We start from the raw sequence: 15318 nt of genomic DNA, 5'->3' as shown, positions 1-15318 counted from the left end.
GTGCAACAGTTAACTCAACTAACTCAACTCTCGAGTTAACCCAATTCTCGCAACCCACAAGGAACCAGAAAATGACTGACTTGAATAAAGAAGCTATTTCGGTACTCAACAGCCTGATCGAGACCAGCAAGGACGGTCAGGAAGGGTTCAAGACCTGTGCCGAAGACATCAAGCACCCCGAGCTCAAGGCGCTGTTCATCAAGCGCTCCACCGATTGCGCCACGGCCGCGGCAGAACTGCAGTCGGTAGTGCGCTCCATGGGCGGGGATCCGGAAACCTCCACCAGTGTCAGCGGCGACCTGCACCGTCGCTGGGTCGACCTCAAGTCCCTGGTGACCGGCAAGGACGAGGAGGCGGTGCTCAACGAGGCCGAGCGTGGTGAAGACCATGCACTGAAGGCTTACAAGGAGGCTCTGGAGAAGATCAACAAGCACAACCTGGTGGGCATTCGTGACGTGGTAGAGCGCCAGTACCACGGCGTGCAACGCAATCACGACCAGGTCAAAGCCCTGCGCAACCAGGCACGCGCCCGTTCGTAAGGGTCAAAACCTGTCAAAAACGCCAGCCAGTCTGGCGTTTTTTTATGCCGGTAATTTAATGCTGGACGGTATTTAGTTAGCTAGCTAATAATTAGCCCAGCTTCGCTGATGCCTATCGCGACTATCGTTGTGTTTGTCCTGCCAAGAGTTGCCAGCCGTGCCCATTACCCTGCAAGCCCTGCTTGCTCCCAACCTTCCTGCATTGCAGTTCGCGATCAAGACCCTGCTCGGTGGTGGGGTAGCGCTGTGGCTGGCATTGCGCTGGGGGCTGGAGCAACCGGCCTGGGCCCTGATGACCGCATTCATCGTGGCTCAGCCGCTGTCCGGCATGGTCCTGCAAAAAGGTCTGGCGCGGCTGTTGGGGACCCTGGTGGGCACCCTTATGTCGGTGCTGTTCATGGGGCTGTTCGCCCAGACCCCCTGGCTGTTCCTCCTGGCCCTGGCGCTGTGGCTGGGGTTGTGCACGGCCAGTTCGACCCTGTTGCGCAGTGCCTGGTCCTACTCCTTCGTGCTGGCCGGCTACACCGTGGCCATCATTGCCTTGCCGGCCATCAGCCATCCCCTGGGGATCTTCGACCAGGCGGTGGCCCGCTGTACGGAGATTTCCCTGGGCATCATCTGCGCCACCGCCAGCAGCGCGCTGCTCTGGCCGCTGCGCGTCGAGCGACAGTTGGCCGATCAGGCCCGCAGCGCCTGGCACAGCGGGATGCAGGCGGCCCGTGCCACCCTGGCCGGGGATGCCCAGGCCCGCAAGGGCCTGCTGGAGATCCTCGGGCGCATCGTCGCCGTCGATGCCCAGCGCGAACATGCCTGGTTCGAAGGCCCGCTGGGCCGCCAGCGGGCCCGGGCGATCGGTGGCTTGAGCCAGAAACTGTTGATGCTGCTGCGTATCTCCCGTTCGGTGCGGCGCCAGTGGAAGCAGTTGGATAGCGTCGAAGCCGCGCGGTTGCAGCCGTGGATGGATCAGGTCCTGGCGGCCCTGGACAGCGCTGATGGGGCCAGCCTGCAAGCCTTGTCGCCACGGGTGCTGGAGGCCTCCCGCGATGGGGCGATCAGCCCGGCGCAGAGTTACTGCCTGGCGCGTTTCAGCTTGTTGCTGGACACCGCCCTGGCTGCCACCCAGGCCTTGGAAGCGGTGCAGGAGGGGCGCGGGGCAATGGTGCAGCCGGCGACGCTGACACCTCACCGCGACTTGTCGCTGGCCCTGGTATTCGGCGCCCGCAGCGCCCTGGCTTTTCTGACGGTGGCCAGCTTCTGGCTGGCCACCGCCTGGCCCGCGGCCTCCGGGGCGATGCTGCTGACCTGTGTGGTCTGCAGCCTGTTCGCCAGCCGCGAGAACGGGGCGCAGATCGGCATGAGCTTCATGCGCGGGATCTTTCTGGCGGTTCCGGCAGCCTTCGTGGTGGGGCAGATCCTGCTGCCCCAGTGGAGCGGTTTCCCGATGCTGGCGATGGCCATGGGCGTGCCGCTGTTCTTCGGCGCCCTGGGCATGGCCAAGCCGCAGATCGGCGCCACGGCCACTTCGTTCTGCCTGCACTTCATCGTGCTGATCTCGCCGATGAACCGCATGAGTTTCGATGTTGCCAGTTTCTTCAATAACGCCCAGGCCATGGTGCTGGGGGTGGGCGCTGCGGTGCTGGCCTTCCATCTGCTGATCCTGCGCAACCCGGCGTGGCACGGCCGGCGCCTGCTGGCTGCGACCCTGCACGACCTGGTGCGCCTGACCCGGCGCAACCTGCGGGGTGCGGAAAGCTGGTTTGGCGGGCGCATGGCCGACCGCCTGTTGCAACTGGCGCGGCATTATCCGGAACTGCCGGAGCCGGCCCGCAGCCGCTGGGACGATGGCCTGCTGGGCCTGGATATCGGCGACGAACTGATGCACCTGCGCCTGAGCCTGGCGGTGGCCCAGGTACCGGTCGGCGCCGCGCAGCGAGCTTATTTCGAGCACCTGCAGCGCACCCTGGAACAAGGCCCGGCGGGCAGTCGTCAGGATGCCCTGGAGCAGCCCAGCGTGGCCCTGCTGGAGGCGCTGGGGCAGCAGCCGCCCAGTGATGCGTTGAAACTGGCGCAGGGCGCCGTCGTGCAATTGCAAAGCAGCTGGCGCAGTTGGTGCCGGCAGCAGGAGGAAAGTCATGGGGCTGCGTGAGTGGTCGCTGGGCGGGGTGCTGCTCAGCCCGTTCCTGATTTATGTGGTGCTGGCGCTGGTGCTGACCGGTGCCCTGCGGATGCTGGTGCGGGTAACCGGGCTGGGCCGCTGGATCTGGCACGAAGCACTGTTCGATTGTGCCCTGTACGTCTGTGTCTTGACGGTCATTACGCTGGTCCTGGGGCCCTTATAAGGAGTTGATCATGCGTACACCCGTACGTGTCGTGTTTACCCTCTGCCTGGTGGCGGTGGCGATCTTTGCCGGTTATCACCTGTGGCAGTACTACATGCTTACGCCCTGGACCCGCGATGCGCGGATCCGCGCCGACGTGGTGATAGTCGCCCCGGATGTGTCCGGCTGGGTGCGCGAGCTCAAGGTGGCGGACAACCAGCCAGTCAAGGCCGGCGAGCTGTTGCTGAGTATCGACCGCGACCGTTTCGAGGCCGCCCTGGAAAAAGCCCAGGCGGTGGTGCAGACCCGCCAGCAGCAGTTGAGCCTGCGCGAACATGAAGCCAGCCGCCGCGCTGCTCTTGGCCCCCAGGCCATCAGCGCCGAGCTGCGCGAGAACGCCCAGATCAACGCCGGCATCGCCCGTGGCGAGCTGCGCCAGGCCCAGGCCGAGGCCAAGGTCGCCGAATTGAACCTGGCCCGTAGCCAGGTGCATGCGCCCCGTGACGGGCATATCACCAACTTGCGCCTGGCCGAGGGCAACTACGTCAATGCCGGGCAGCCGGTGATGGCGCTGATCGATGACTCGACCTTCTATGTCCAGGCCTATTTCGAGGAAACCAAGCTGCCGCGGATCCAGGTCGGCGACCCGGTGAAGGTCTGGCTGATGAGCGCCGGTGATGCCCTGCAAGGCCATGTGGAAAGCATCAGCCGGGGGATCACCGACCGTAATGCCACGCCTGACGGGCAACTGCTGGCGGAAGTGGAGCCGACCTTCAACTGGGTACGCCTGGCCCAACGGATTCCGGTGCGGATCAAGCTCGACAAGGTGCCCGAAGGCATCAACCTGAGCGCCGGCATGACAGCCAGTGTGCAGGTGGAGGAGGGCGGCAAACAGTAGGAGCCGGCTTGCCGGCGAAAGCGCCGGCATAGCCTTCGCCGGCAAGCCGGCTCCTGGGGAGCGAGACTCAGCCGATGGTGATGGCTGGCAGGGTGGTCAGGGTCACGGTCTGCTTTCTGCGCGGAGCGGCGATTTCGGCTTCGCCGTCCACAACCAGTTCATCGTGCTGGTTGAATACGCGAGTGGCGATGCGCACGCGGAACTTGGGCAGTTTTTCGAGGATCTCCAGGCGTACGGTCAGGGTGTCGCCAATCTTCACCGACTTCTGGAAGGTCATCTGCTGGCCGATGTAGATGGTGCCCGGGCCAGGCAGCTCGCAGGCCACGGCGGCACTGATCAGCGCGCCGCTGAACATGCCGTGGGCGATGCGCTCCTTGAACGTGGTGGCGGCGGCGAACTCGGGGTCCAGGTGCACCGGGTTGTGGTCGCCGGACATGGCGGCGAACAGCTGGATGTCACGCTCCTCGACGGTCTTGCTGTACTGGGCGGTCTGGCCGACTTCCAGGGCTTCGTAAGGCGTGTTGGTTACCTGGGTCATGTTGCTGAAATCCTCTGACAGATAAATAAGCGCACTGGCTGCGCACCGGCTATTCCGACCGTGGTGGCCGGCGGTGCTGCAGGGCCTGGTCGAGCCAGGCCAGCACGTCGTGGGTCACTTGGTCACGGTTGCTTTCGTTGAACAGCTCATGACGTGCCTGGGGGTAGATATTGAGTTGCAGGCACTGGCTGCCGGCCTCGCGCAACGCGTTGGCCAGATCCTTGAGACGCTTGCCAGCGCTCACCGGATCACATTCACCACCCATTACCAGCAGCGGCAGGCCCGGATCGATCTGCTTGAGGTTGGCAATCTTGCTGATTTGCTGCAGCCCACCCAGCAGATCGATCCACAACTGGTTGGTGCAGCGAAAGCCGCACAATGGATCGGCCACGTACTTGTCGACTTCCGCCGGGTCGCGGCTGAGCCAGTCGAAGGCGGTGCGATTGGGTTTGAACGCCTTGTTGAACGAACCGAAGGACAGCCATTCGATCAGTGCGCTGCGCCCCTGGCCGCCCTGGCGCCAGCGTTCGATGCGGGCGATCAGGCTGGCGGCGCGGTACAGCGCCACCGGCTGGAAATTCGAGCCGCTGAGAATCGCCCCGTGCAGGCTGGCGCTGTGATGTTGCAGATAGGCCTGGGCGATGTAGCTGCCCATGCTGTGGCCCAGCAGGACGATGGGCGTGCCGGGGTGCTGCTGGCCGATGTGCTGGTTGAGGCTGGCCAGGTCGCCGACCACCTTGCTCCAGCCGTTCTGGTCTGCGTAGTGGCCCAGTACCCCCTGTTCCGCCGTCTTGCCGTGGCCTCGCTGGTCGGGGGCGTAGACGGCATAGCCTTCGGCGCACAAGACCTGGGCCAGGCGCGCGTAGCGCCCGCTGTGCTCGGCCATGCCGTGGGACAGCAGGACCACCGCCTTGAGTGGCGGTTCGGGCAGCCACTGGTTGACGAAGAGGCGGTGGTGGTCGCTCGTGGTCAACCAGAACGTGTCATGGGTCATGGCGATTCCTTTGCTCGAAGACGCTGCACTTTATAGCGCATCGGTGCCTGGGCGTCTGATTCGCGCGCCCGTTGGAAGCAAGATTCACAAAATTAATGACACACTTGCGCATATTTGCCTGAATCGCCATAGCTGCTAACGTCCGAGGAGCCCCGCCCCTGAGAGCGTTGCAGTGGCGGCCCGGACAGCTCAGGTACAAGAGAGGACAAGAATAATGCAACCTGATTTCTGGAATGATAAGCGCCCCGCTGGCGTCCCCAACGAGATCGACCTGGGGGCCTTCAAGTCGGTGATCGAGGTGTTTGAGCGTTCCTGCAAGAAATTCGCTGATCGCCCGGCCTTCAGCAACATGGGCGTGACCCTCACCTACGCCGAGCTGGAACGCTACAGCGCGGCCTTCGCCGGTTATCTGCAAAGCCATACCGATCTGGTTCCGGGAGACCGTATTGCGGTGCAGATGCCCAACGTTTTGCAGTACCCGATCGCGGTATTCGGAGCCTTGCGCGCAGGGCTGGTGGTGGTCAATACCAACCCGCTGTACACCGCGCGGGAGATGCGCCACCAGTTCAAGGATTGCGGGGCCCGGGCCCTGGTCTACCTGAACATCTTCGGCCAGAAGGTCCAGGAAGTGCTGGGGGATACCGATATCCAGTTCCTGATCGAGGCCCGGATGGGCGACATGATGCCCAGCGCCAAGGGTTGGCTGATCAATACCGTGGTGGACAAGGTCAAGAAGATGGTGCCGGCCTACCACCTGCCCCAGGCCATTTCCTTCAAGAGTGCCCTGCGCCTGGGGCGTGGCCAGAGCATCAAGCCGCTGCAGGTGGGCCACGACGATGTTGCGGTGCTGCAGTACACCGGGGGCACCACCGGCCTGGCCAAGGGCGCGATGCTGACCCACGGCAACCTGGTGGCCAACATGCAGCAGGCGCGGGCCTGCCTCGGCCAGCATGGGCCCGACGGCCACACCCAGTGGCGCGAAGGCCAGGAGGTGATGATCGCGCCGCTGCCGCTGTACCACATCTATGCCTTCACCGCGAACTGCATGTGCATGATGGTGACCGGCAACCACAACGTGCTGATCACCAACCCGCGGGACATCGGCGGCTTCATCAAGGAGCTGAAGAAGTGGCGTTTTTCTGCGCTACTGGGGCTCAACACGCTGTTTGTGGCACTGATGGATCACCCGGATTTCAAGAACCTGGATTTTTCCAATCTGAAGCTCACCAACTCTGGCGGCACGGCCCTGGTCAAGGCTACCGCCGAGCGCTGGCAGAAGCTGACCGGCTGCCGGATCACCGAAGGCTACGGGCTGACCGAAACCTCGCCGGTGGCCTGTACCAACCCCTATGGCGAGCGTTCGCGGCTGGGCACCGTCGGCCTGCCGGTACCGGGCACCACCTTGAAGATCATCGATGACCAGGGCGTCGAGCTGCCGTTGGGCGAGCGGGGCGAGCTGTGCATCAAGGGCCCGCAGATCATGAAGGGCTACTGGAACAAACCCGAGGCCACCGCCGAAGTGCTGGATGCCGAGGGCTGGTTCAAGTCCGGTGATATCGCGGTGATCGATCCGGACGGTTTCGTGCGCATCGTCGATCGCAAGAAGGACATGATCATCGTCTCGGGTTTCAACGTGTACCCGAACGAGATCGAGGATGTGGTCATGGCTCACCCGAAAGTCGCCAACTGTGCAGTCATCGGTATACCGGACGAGCGTTCCGGCGAGGCGGTGAAGCTGTTTGTGGTGCCGCGTGAGGCGGGGGTCAGCCTTGAAGAGCTCAAGGCCTACTGCAAAGAGAATTTCACCGGCTACAAGGTGCCCAAGCACATTGTGCTGCGTGACTCTTTGCCGATGACCCCGGTGGGCAAGATCCTGCGCCGCGAGTTGCGCGATATCGCTTGAGCCCAGGGCTTTTACCTGGCGGGCAAGCCGGTTGGCGCAACCAGCTTGCCCGCTCTGCATTCCGAGGGGCGCAAAGCCCCGGGCCAGAGCGGAATTCAGGCGGGTAGAATTTTTACTCTAAAAGTGACCATTTAAGTGTCTTGAGTCATTTTTGTGACTATTCAGGCCTTCTTTGGCTCTAGTCGGCCTTTTCCAAAGCTGCTACTCTCGGCGCGCTTTGTGACTTCTCGGCCTAAGTAAAAGCCAGACTCACCAACAATAGACACCAATAAAAAACACAGACAAATAATAATCGCATCAAATGCGGTGATGAATTCGCGTTGCTGAGGAGTGGGCTTCCATGATCGAAGACTTTTGGAAGGATAAGTACCCAGCTGGGATTGCTGCCGATATCAATCCAGACGAGTATCCGAATATTCAGGCGGTGTTGAAGCAGTCCTGCCAACGTTTCGCTAACAAACCGGCCTTTAGCAACCTCGGCAAGACAATCACCTACGGTGAACTGTACGAACTGTCCGGGGCCTTTGCCGCGTACCTGCAGCAGCATACCGATTTGCAGCCCGGCGATCGAATCGCCTTGCAACTGCCCAACCTGCTGCAATACCCGATCGCGGTATTCGGTGCGATCCGCGCCGGCCTGATCGTGGTCAATACCAACCCGCTGTACACCGCGCGGGAAATGGAACACCAATTCAACGACTCCGGCGCCAAGGCCCTGGTCTGCCTGGCCAACATGGCCCACCTGGCAGAGGCCGTGGTACCCAAGACCGGGGTCAGGCACGTGATCGTCACCGAAGTGGCGGACCTGCTGCCGCCGCTCAAGCGCCTGCTGATCAACAGCGTGGTCAAGTACGTGAAGAAGATGGTGCCGGCCTATCACCTGCCGCAGGCCGTCAAGTTCAATGACGTTCTGCGCAAGGGCCATGGCCAGCCAGTGCAGGAAGCCAACCCTGCTAGCAGCGACGTGGCAGTGCTGCAATACACCGGTGGCACCACCGGGGTCGCCAAGGGCGCCATGCTGACCCACCGCAACCTGGTGGCCAACATGCTGCAGTGCAAGGCGCTGATGGGCTCAAACCTCAATGAAGGCTGCGAGATCCTCATCACCCCGCTGCCGCTGTACCACATCTATGCATTCACCTTCCATTGCATGGCCATCATGCTCATGGGCAACCACAACATCCTGATCAGCAACCCGCGGGACTTGCCGGCGATGGTCAAGGAGCTGTCGAAGTGGAAGTTCAGCGGCTTTGTCGGCCTCAACACCCTGTTTGTCGCCCTGTGCAACAGTGAAGCGTTCCGCAAGCTGGATTTCTCGGCGCTGAAAGTCACCTTGTCCGGTGGCATGGCCCTGCAACTGGCGGCGGCCGAGCGGTGGAAGGAAGTGACCAACTGCCCGATCTGCGAAGGCTACGGCATGACCGAGACCAGCCCGGTGGCCACGGTCAACCCGATCCAGAACATCCAGATCGGCACCATCGGCATTCCGGTGCCTTCGACCCTGTGCCGGGTGGTGGACGACGCCGGGGAAGAGCTGCCCCTGGGCGAAGTCGGCGAACTGTGCGTGAAGGGCCCGCAGGTGATGAAGGGCTACTGGCAGCGCCAGGATGCCACCGATGAAGTCCTCAACAGCGAAGGCTGGCTGAAGACCGGTGATATCGCGCTGATCCAGCCCAATGGCTACATCCGCATCGTCGACCGCAAGAAGGACATGATTCTGGTCTCCGGTTTCAACGTCTATCCCAATGAGCTGGAAGACGTACTGGCCTCGCTGCCGGGCGTGCTGCAGTGCGCGGCGATCGGCGTGCCGGACGAGAAATCCGGTGAGACCATCAAGATCTTCATCGTGGTCAAGCCGGGCGTGACCCTGACCAAGGAGCAGGTGATGGCGCACATGCGTGCCAATGTCACCGGCTACAAGGTGCCCAAGGCTGTTGAGTTCCGCGATGCGTTGCCAACCACCAACGTCGGCAAGATCCTGCGCCGCGAGCTGCGTGACGAAGAGCTGAAGAAGCTCGGCGTGAAGAAGTAAGCCGCAGCGCCCACAAAAAAGCCCCGCCAGTGCGGGGCTTTTTTATTGGGCGGCGCCCGCCTTACTGCTGGAACTGGGCGAAGTTCACGCCGGTGCCGGCCGGGCGCACGTCCTTGAGGAAGGAGTCCTTGTCGGCGCTCAACTCCAGGCTCAGGGCGGCCTTGCGCTTGCCTTCGTTGCGGATCACCAGGCCTTCGAGTTTTTCCCGCAGGAACACCGTAGGCACTTTCAGGTGCAGCAGTTGATCGGTGTCCGGGGTGTGCAGCAGCAGGTGCACCCATTCGTACTGACCGATGGCCAGGCGGGTGACCAGGATATCGAACCACCAGATATTGCGGTTGCGGTTCAGCTCCGCGAAGTGGCAGTTGTTGACGCCCAGCACCGCACCGCCCAGTTCCTGGTTCCTGCGGGCGATAGCCTGCTTTTTATCGAGTTTCATAACGTTCCTACGGGGATTGGATCTTCAGTGCTTGGCCTGAACAGGGGGAGCATTCTCCCGGGTTGCCCGGCAAACATAAAGCGCTACCTGGGCGGCGCGATGAAATGCCCGGCAAAAATAATTGAAACTCTGCGCGAAAGCCGCGGGTCAACCTTGGGTAACGACGCAATCCCCTTTGTTCGATCAATGAATGTTCTACGGAGAAATACCATGGGCAGCACAGCGGATAAGGCAAAAGGTCTGGCTAACGAAGCCATCGGTAACGTCAAGCAAGGTGTCGGCAAAGCCACCGACAACACCAAGCTGCAGGCTGAAGGCAAGCTGCAGGAGAAGAAAGGCGAAGCCCAGCAAGCGGTGGGCAAAGCCAAGGATGCAGTGAAAAAGACCATCGACAAGGCCTGAAAACGGCCTGTTCGATGACCCACTGCAGCGGCCATCCACGGATGGCCGTTTTCATGTGAGGTGTGGGTGAGAGAGGGGAATCGGCCACTGGAAATGGTTGCGGTTCGCCAACTAGGCTAATTTGTTGTAGAAAACGCCCCCTGAGTCGCTATCGACTTCAACCTTTTTGCGGCGAAAGGAGACGCTATGATTTTTCCGGACCTCAAAGGTTTGCCCCTGCACCGGGTACTGATCCGCACGGTGAATGAGTTCATCGCGGACGAGATGTCCACCTACGCCTCGGCACTGGCCTACCAGATGCTGTTCTCGCTGTTCCCCTTCATTCTGTTCCTGATCGCCCTGATCGGTTTCCTCCATCTGCCGGACTTCTTCACCTGGCTGCGCCTGCAGTCGGAGCTGGTGCTGCCCCACGAGGCCCTGGAGCAGGTCAACCCGGTCATCGATCAATTGCAGCAGTCCAAGGGTGGCCTGCTGTCCATCGGTATCGTCATCGCCCTGTGGACCGCTTCGGCGGGTGTACGCCTGATGATGAGCGCGATGAACGCCGCCTACGACGTGGTCGAGGGGCGGCCGATCTGGAAGCGCTTCCCGCTGTCGGTGTTCTACACCGTGGGCATTGCCGGCATGCTTCTGGCCGCCGCGGCGCTGATGGTGCTGGGGCCGCAGGTGATGGCCTGGCTGGCGGGGCAGGTGGGCCTGGAGGACTTCATCGTCACCCTGTGGACCATCCTGCGCTGGCCGGTGATCGTGCTGCTGATGATGGTGGCCGTGGCCCTGATGTACTACGTGATGCCCGATGTGCAGCAGAAGTTCCGCTTCATCACCCCGGGCTCGGTGCTGGCGGTGGTGGTATGGATCGTCGCTTCCCTGGGTTTTGCCTACTACGTGAAGACGTTCGCTAACTACAACGCCATGTATGGCAGTATCGGTGCGATCATCGTGCTGTTGCTGTACTTCTATATCTCCGCCGCAGTGCTGTTGCTGGGAGCGGAGATGAACGCGGTGATCGAACACATGTCGGCCGAAGGCAAGGACCCTGGCGAAAAGGACTTTGACCAGCACGACGAAAAACAACACGTTTCGGGACTGGGCCGGGACCACTCGCTCAAGCCGACCACTGACGAAGCCTGATCATGATCCGTGAAATCCTCAAGATGGGCGATGAGCGCCTGCTGCGCATCGCCCCGCCGGTACCGCCGGAAATGTTCGACAGCCCCGAGCTCTGGGAACTGATCGACGATATGTTCCAGACCATGGAAAGCGTGGGGGGCGTCGGCCTGGCGGCGCCGCAGATCGGTGTCGACCTGCAACTGGTGATCTTCGGCTTCGAGCACAGCGAACGTTATCCGGAAGCCGAAGCTGTGCCGCAAACCATCCTCATCAATCCGCTGATCACGCCCTTGAGCCCGGTGCTGGAAGAGGGCTGGGAAGGTTGTCTCTCGGTTCCCGGCCTGCGCGGCGCGGTGCAGCGCTACCAGCACATCCGCTACGAAGGCTTCGACCCCAGGGGCGAGCCCATTGTGCGCGTGGCCTCGGGTTTCCACGCCCGGGTGGTGCAGCATGAGTGCGATCACCTGATCGGCCGGCTGTATCCCTCGCGGATCAGCGATTTCAGCAAGTTCGGCTTCACCGAAGTGCTGTTTCCCGACCTCGACCCCAACGCCGACGAATAAGCCCCGGCCCGCCCGGTGTCAGGGCCTCGACCCAGGCCGGTCGATGGCCATGGCCAGCAACGGTTTGCTGCGCTGGTAGCGGGCCAGCCGTTCGTTCAAGGCGTGTGGCAGGCAGGTCGTGCTGCAGAAGCCCATCGACCGGTACAGGGCCTGCAGGTCCGGATGGCAGAACAGCCAGACCGGGCCTTCGACGCTTTGCACGGCCTGCCCCACCAGCTGGGTGGCCAGCCCCAGGCCGCGACTGGTCGGGGCGACGAACAGGCCTGTCAGCCAATAGCCTTCAGCTGCCGGGCTCAGGCTCATGCCAGCGATGATTTCACTGCTTCTGGCAACCCAGAGCTGCCCCTCGGAAGCGGCGCGCATGGATGACCGGTGCTGGCGATAGAACTTGTTCAGCAAGGGCCGTTCAACCTCGGCAAGCAGGTTGATCTGGAGGTCGGGCATGAGGTTTCCGGATTTGGCAACAGGGGCCGGCGGATTATAAAAGAACCCTGGCCGACTATAGGTGCTATACCTGAAGCCTTTCCCGCATCAGTGGAGTGAACGTCATGTCCAAAGGTATGAACGCCAAGAAAAATGCCAAGAAAAAGCCGGCAAAGAGCGCAGACGAGAAACGCGCCGAGAAAAAGGCCAAGAAGACCGAAGTGAATATCTTCGGCCACTGATCACTTTGACGAAGCCCGCCCCGCGGGCTTCGTGCTCTCTCCCCTCAGGCCAGTTCCAGCGCCAGGGCATCGCGTACCGCCGGTCGCTGTTCGACCCGAGCCTGGAACCGCGACAGCGCCGGCCAGTTCGCCAGGTCGATGGCGAACAATGCCGTCCAGCGCAGGACGGTGAACAGGTAGGCATCGGCGATCCCGAACTGCGCGCCTTGCAGGTAGTCCTGGTGTTCCAGCGTCTGCTCGAGCAAGGCCAGGCGCTTGAACAACTTCTGCTTGAACACCTCTTTCACCCCATCATCGAACCCCGGATTGAACAGCCAGCCCATGATCCCGTGCACTTCGCTGGTGATGAAGTTCAGGGTTTCCTGCAGGCGCACCCGCTCCCAGCTGCCATTGGCCGCGGCCAGGCCGGACTCGGGCTTGAGGTCGGCGAGGTATTGCAGGATGGCCGGGCCTTCAGTCAGGACCTGGCCATTGTCCAGTTGCAGCGCGGCTACGTAGCCCTTGGGGTTGATGGCGAGGAAGTCCCGGCCGTCGGCGGTGCGCTTGCTGCGGTTGTCGACGCGGATGGCCTCGAACGGCAATTGCAGCTCGCGCAGCACGATATGGGAGGCCAGGGAGCAGGCTTGTGGGGCGTAGTAGAGTTTCATCGGCAGGTCTCTGGTGAACGTGCGAGCCAGTGTCGTGCAAGGCGGCAACATGGGTAAAATTAATCTTTCAGAACACTGCCATAAGGACAGCTACTGCCATGATGAACCTGATGCACTGGCGCCTGCTGGTGGCGATTGCCGAGTGCGCCACCATCACCCGGGCCGCCGAGCAGGTGGGCATGACCCAGTCCGGGGCCAGCCAGGCCCTGGCCCAGATGGAGGACATGCTCGGGGTGCAGCTGTTTGTCCGCGAGAGCCGCCAGGCGCTGCCCACGGCGATCGGTTTGCAGGTGCTGGCCCAGGCGCGGGTGATGCTCGAGGCCCTGGCCGAGGTCCGCCGGCAGGTGGACGCGGCGCGGGGCATTCCTCAAGGCAGTGTGCGACTGGCGGGCTTTCCCATGGTCCTGGCGACTTTCCTGCCGCCGTTGCTGCGGCGTTTCAAGCAGCTGTATCCGGGCATCGAGGTGGTGCAGCTGGAGGTCAGTGATGATGAGGTCGAAACGCTGCTAGAGGCGCAACTGGTGGACCTTGGGGTCGTGCTCAACCCGGCTCCCGAGCGCCGATCTTGGTTGCTGGGGCGTGATTCGTGGGTCGCGGTGCTACCTGAAGATCACCCCTGGCAGGCCTCGACCATCGACCTTGAAACCTTGCTGGCGCAGCCCTTTGTCCTGGCCACCGGGGGCTGTTCGGTGAATGCCCGCAGCCTGGCCGCCGAGGCCGGGATCCCCCTGGCCGACGTCCGGGTGGAGGTGCGGGAATGGAACAGTGCCTTCAGCCTGGTGCGCGAGCGGCTGGGAGTGACTCTGGTGCCACAGAGTACGTTACCGGTGCAGCGCGAAGGGTTGCGGGTGCTGGAACTGAGCACAGGAGTGGAGCGGGAGTTCGCCCTGGTAGCGGCGCCGGGGCGGGAGTCGAGTGTTCTGGTCCAGGCGTTTCTGTCGACCCTCGAAGAGTTTTAGTGCGGGAGCTTCCCGGGCTTTGCCACAGGCTCTGTTTATGTCTTGTTTGTTACTTGTCGCGAATGCACTTCAATACCTCGAAAGTTGTGAAAACAGACTGACTAGTGGCCTTGCATAGAGACTGCGGCTGTCTATGCTCAATTGTGAAAATTCGTATCTGTTGGCCTATGAGTATCCGTCCCGCGCGGCCTGCGCCGTTGTAACCGGTATGCGTGCGACCTTCATCCAGGGCGCAGTATTGAATCCATGAATAAAGGCGAGAGTGCGCAGTTAGAGGCACCGCAGTATCAGGAGTGTCGATTTAGATGGAGTTTCTTAACTTTGTTAGGTCAGGCCCGGAAATGGGGCATCAAGTAAAGGATGGCTTGATAAGAGCGTTGCAACATGGACTCTCCGATTAAACATCATTTATCACCTGACACTTCCTCTCTCATATGGAGGGAGGCGCTTGCCCTGTTTTATAGATCGTTGTGGTGGATCAGTTGAAAGACTAGAAACTTCCGTCAATCAAAAGACAGCGTTGAAGGTGATACAACCATGTTTAACCTACATCACAAGGCTGACCTGCTGGAAATCGAACGATTCAACTGTGCGCTGAGCGAGGCCAACGCCAAGTTGGCGGCGATCAGTCGTTCCATGGCGATGATCGAGTTCTCGCCCGATGGCATCGTGCTGGATGCCAATGAAAACTTCTGCCAGGTCATGGGCTACTCCGCAGAAGACATACGTGGCAAGCATCACCGGATCTTCTGTGAGGAAGAGTTCTATCGCAGCGAGGAGTACAGCAAGCTGTGGCGCGACCTGGGGCGTGGCGAACCGGTCAGCGGGACTTTTCTGCGCCTGGACAAGCGTGGCCGGGAGATCTGGCTTGAAGCCAGCTATATGCCGGTGTTCGATGCCGATCGTCAGGTGCGCAGTGTGATCAAGGTGGCGTCGGACATCTCCGAACGCATCCATGTCGAACATGAGAACCAGAGCCTGCTGAACGCTATCGGCCGTTCCATGGCCATCATCGAGTTCAGCCCGGACGGCAGGATCATCACCGCCAACGACAACTTCCTGAAAACCATGCAGTACACCCTGAATGAAATCGTTGGCCAGCATCACAGCATGTTCTGCCACCGTTCCGAGGCTGAATCCCCGGAGTACAAGCAATTCTGGGCTTCGTTGAACCGTGGCGAGTTTCACTCCCATCGTTTCGAGCGGGAAAACAAGTATGGGCAGACGGTGTTTCTCGAAGCCTCCTACAACCCGCTGTTCGATACCAAGGGCCGCCTGTACAAGGTGGTGAAGATCGCCAGCGACATCACC

At 61.5% G+C, this 15318-nt stretch carries 15 protein-coding genes and 1 pseudogene; 11 read left to right on the top strand and 5 right to left on the bottom strand.

Annotated elements, in window-relative coordinates:
• Positions 1–71 precede the first annotated feature (71 nt).
• The 4 genes from F6S12_RS06980 (at position 72) to F6S12_RS06965 (ending at position 3755) form a co-directional block, all read left to right on the top strand.
• Positions 72–539, top strand: coding sequence for a ferritin-like domain-containing protein (locus F6S12_RS06980; RefSeq protein ID WP_011062859.1), 468 nt, complete (start codon positions 72–74; stop codon positions 537–539).
• A gap of 157 nt (positions 540–696) precedes the next feature.
• A complete protein-coding gene (locus F6S12_RS06975) occupies positions 697–2685 on the top strand; it encodes an FUSC family protein (protein ID WP_174395797.1) in 1989 nt (662 codons plus the stop codon).
• The gene (locus F6S12_RS06970) at positions 2672–2878 is read left to right on the top strand and encodes a DUF1656 domain-containing protein (protein ID WP_011062857.1); all 207 of its coding nucleotides are present in this window, start codon (positions 2672–2674) and stop codon (positions 2876–2878) included. The genes F6S12_RS06975 and F6S12_RS06970 overlap by 14 nt, the downstream gene beginning before the upstream one ends.
• 10 nt (positions 2879–2888) lie before the next feature.
• A complete protein-coding gene (locus F6S12_RS06965) occupies positions 2889–3755 on the top strand; it encodes an HlyD family secretion protein (protein ID WP_011062856.1) in 867 nt (288 codons plus the stop codon).
• A gap of 67 nt (positions 3756–3822) precedes the next feature.
• Here the strand turns inward: F6S12_RS06965 and F6S12_RS06960 are convergent, their stop codons facing one another.
• A complete protein-coding gene (locus F6S12_RS06960; RefSeq protein ID WP_015636732.1) occupies positions 3823–4293 on the bottom strand; it encodes a MaoC family dehydratase in 471 nt (156 codons plus the stop codon).
• 49 nt (positions 4294–4342) lie between these two features.
• Entirely contained in the window at positions 4343–5287 is a 945-nt protein-coding gene (locus F6S12_RS06955) for an alpha/beta hydrolase (RefSeq protein ID WP_123431341.1), read from the bottom strand.
• A 214-nt stretch (positions 5288–5501) separates the two neighbouring features.
• On the opposite strand from F6S12_RS06955, the gene fadD2 reads away from it, so the two are divergent.
• Both fadD2 and fadD1 read left to right on the top strand, forming a co-directional pair.
• Positions 5502–7190, top strand: a complete 1689-nt coding sequence (gene fadD2 / locus F6S12_RS06950) for a long-chain-fatty-acid--CoA ligase FadD2 (RefSeq protein WP_011062853.1) — start codon at positions 5502–5504, stop codon at positions 7188–7190.
• Between the two features lie 340 nt (positions 7191–7530).
• Positions 7531–9222 (top strand): long-chain-fatty-acid--CoA ligase FadD1, encoded by a 1692-nt coding sequence (gene fadD1 / locus F6S12_RS06945; protein ID WP_011062852.1) that lies wholly within the window; start codon positions 7531–7533, stop codon positions 9220–9222.
• Positions 9223–9283: 61 nt separating this feature from the next.
• Here fadD1 and F6S12_RS06940 read toward each other — a convergent pair whose 3' ends face one another.
• On the bottom strand, positions 9284–9661 hold the full coding sequence (locus F6S12_RS06940; protein WP_152686383.1) for a hypothetical protein: 378 nt from the start codon (positions 9659–9661) through the stop codon (positions 9284–9286).
• 210 nt (positions 9662–9871) lie between these two features.
• Between F6S12_RS06940 and F6S12_RS06935 the strand changes: the two genes are divergently transcribed.
• From F6S12_RS06935 to def, 3 genes are all read left to right on the top strand, one after another.
• A complete protein-coding gene (locus F6S12_RS06935; RefSeq protein WP_011062850.1) occupies positions 9872–10063 on the top strand; it encodes a CsbD family protein in 192 nt (63 codons plus the stop codon).
• A 186-nt stretch (positions 10064–10249) separates the two neighbouring features.
• Complete coding sequence (locus F6S12_RS06930; RefSeq protein ID WP_015636729.1) at positions 10250–11194, top strand: YihY/virulence factor BrkB family protein; 945 nt, start codon at positions 10250–10252, stop codon at positions 11192–11194.
• A 2-nt stretch (positions 11195–11196) separates the two neighbouring features.
• Positions 11197–11736 carry a peptide deformylase gene (gene def, locus F6S12_RS06925; protein WP_011062848.1) on the top strand — a complete coding sequence of 180 codons (540 nt, stop codon included), beginning with the start codon at positions 11197–11199 and terminating at the stop codon, positions 11734–11736.
• A gap of 18 nt (positions 11737–11754) precedes the next feature.
• On the opposite strand, the gene F6S12_RS06920 is transcribed toward def, so the two are convergent.
• Both F6S12_RS06920 and gstA read right to left on the bottom strand, forming a co-directional pair.
• A complete protein-coding gene (locus tag F6S12_RS06920; protein ID WP_123472891.1) occupies positions 11755–12180 on the bottom strand; it encodes a GNAT family N-acetyltransferase in 426 nt (141 codons plus the stop codon).
• Between the two features lie 265 nt (positions 12181–12445).
• On the bottom strand, positions 12446–13048 hold the full coding sequence (gene gstA / locus F6S12_RS06915) for a glutathione transferase GstA (RefSeq protein ID WP_041119583.1): 603 nt from the start codon (positions 13046–13048) through the stop codon (positions 12446–12448).
• A 98-nt stretch (positions 13049–13146) separates the two neighbouring features.
• On the opposite strand from gstA, the gene F6S12_RS06910 reads away from it, so the two are divergent.
• On the top strand, positions 13147–14007 hold the full coding sequence (locus F6S12_RS06910) for a LysR family transcriptional regulator (protein ID WP_041774414.1): 861 nt from the start codon (positions 13147–13149) through the stop codon (positions 14005–14007).
• A gap of 537 nt (positions 14008–14544) precedes the next feature.
• Positions 14545–15318 (top strand): annotated as a pseudogene (locus F6S12_RS33750) (PAS domain-containing protein); the annotation flags it as partial.

The organism is Pseudomonas sp. JV245A, assembly GCF_032424515.1.
GTDB classification, from domain to species: domain Bacteria; phylum Pseudomonadota; class Gammaproteobacteria; order Pseudomonadales; family Pseudomonadaceae; genus Aquipseudomonas; species Aquipseudomonas protegens.
The sequence above is the reverse complement of the archived record's forward strand: the minus strand, read 5'-3'. Positions and strand labels throughout refer to the sequence as shown.

What these genes read in the sequence shown, in the direction of transcription:
- F6S12_RS06980 (WP_011062859.1), top strand. Translation starts at nt 72, where the DNA reads ATGACTGACTTGAATAAAGAAGCTATTTCGGTACTCAACAGCCTGATC.
- F6S12_RS06970 (WP_011062857.1), top strand. Translation starts at nt 2,672, where the DNA reads ATGGGGCTGCGTGAGTGGTCGCTGGGCGGGGTGCTGCTCAGCCCGTTC.
- F6S12_RS06965 (WP_011062856.1), top strand. Translation starts at nt 2,889, where the DNA reads ATGCGTACACCCGTACGTGTCGTGTTTACCCTCTGCCTGGTGGCGGTG.
- F6S12_RS06960 (WP_015636732.1), bottom strand. Translation starts at nt 4,293, where the DNA reads ATGACCCAGGTAACCAACACGCCTTACGAAGCCCTGGAAGTCGGCCAG.
- F6S12_RS06955 (WP_123431341.1), bottom strand. Translation starts at nt 5,287, where the DNA reads ATGACCCATGACACGTTCTGGTTGACCACGAGCGACCACCACCGCCTC.
- fadD2 (WP_011062853.1), top strand. Translation starts at nt 5,502, where the DNA reads ATGCAACCTGATTTCTGGAATGATAAGCGCCCCGCTGGCGTCCCCAAC.
- fadD1 (WP_011062852.1), top strand. Translation starts at nt 7,531, where the DNA reads ATGATCGAAGACTTTTGGAAGGATAAGTACCCAGCTGGGATTGCTGCC.
- F6S12_RS06940 (WP_152686383.1), bottom strand. Translation starts at nt 9,661, where the DNA reads ATGAAACTCGATAAAAAGCAGGCTATCGCCCGCAGGAACCAGGAACTG.
- F6S12_RS06935 (WP_011062850.1), top strand. Translation starts at nt 9,872, where the DNA reads ATGGGCAGCACAGCGGATAAGGCAAAAGGTCTGGCTAACGAAGCCATC.
- F6S12_RS06930 (WP_015636729.1), top strand. Translation starts at nt 10,250, where the DNA reads ATGATTTTTCCGGACCTCAAAGGTTTGCCCCTGCACCGGGTACTGATC.
- def (WP_011062848.1), top strand. Translation starts at nt 11,197, where the DNA reads ATGATCCGTGAAATCCTCAAGATGGGCGATGAGCGCCTGCTGCGCATC.
- F6S12_RS06920 (WP_123472891.1), bottom strand. Translation starts at nt 12,180, where the DNA reads ATGCCCGACCTCCAGATCAACCTGCTTGCCGAGGTTGAACGGCCCTTG.
- gstA (WP_041119583.1), bottom strand. Translation starts at nt 13,048, where the DNA reads ATGAAACTCTACTACGCCCCACAAGCCTGCTCCCTGGCCTCCCATATC.
- F6S12_RS06910 (WP_041774414.1), top strand. Translation starts at nt 13,147, where the DNA reads ATGATGAACCTGATGCACTGGCGCCTGCTGGTGGCGATTGCCGAGTGC.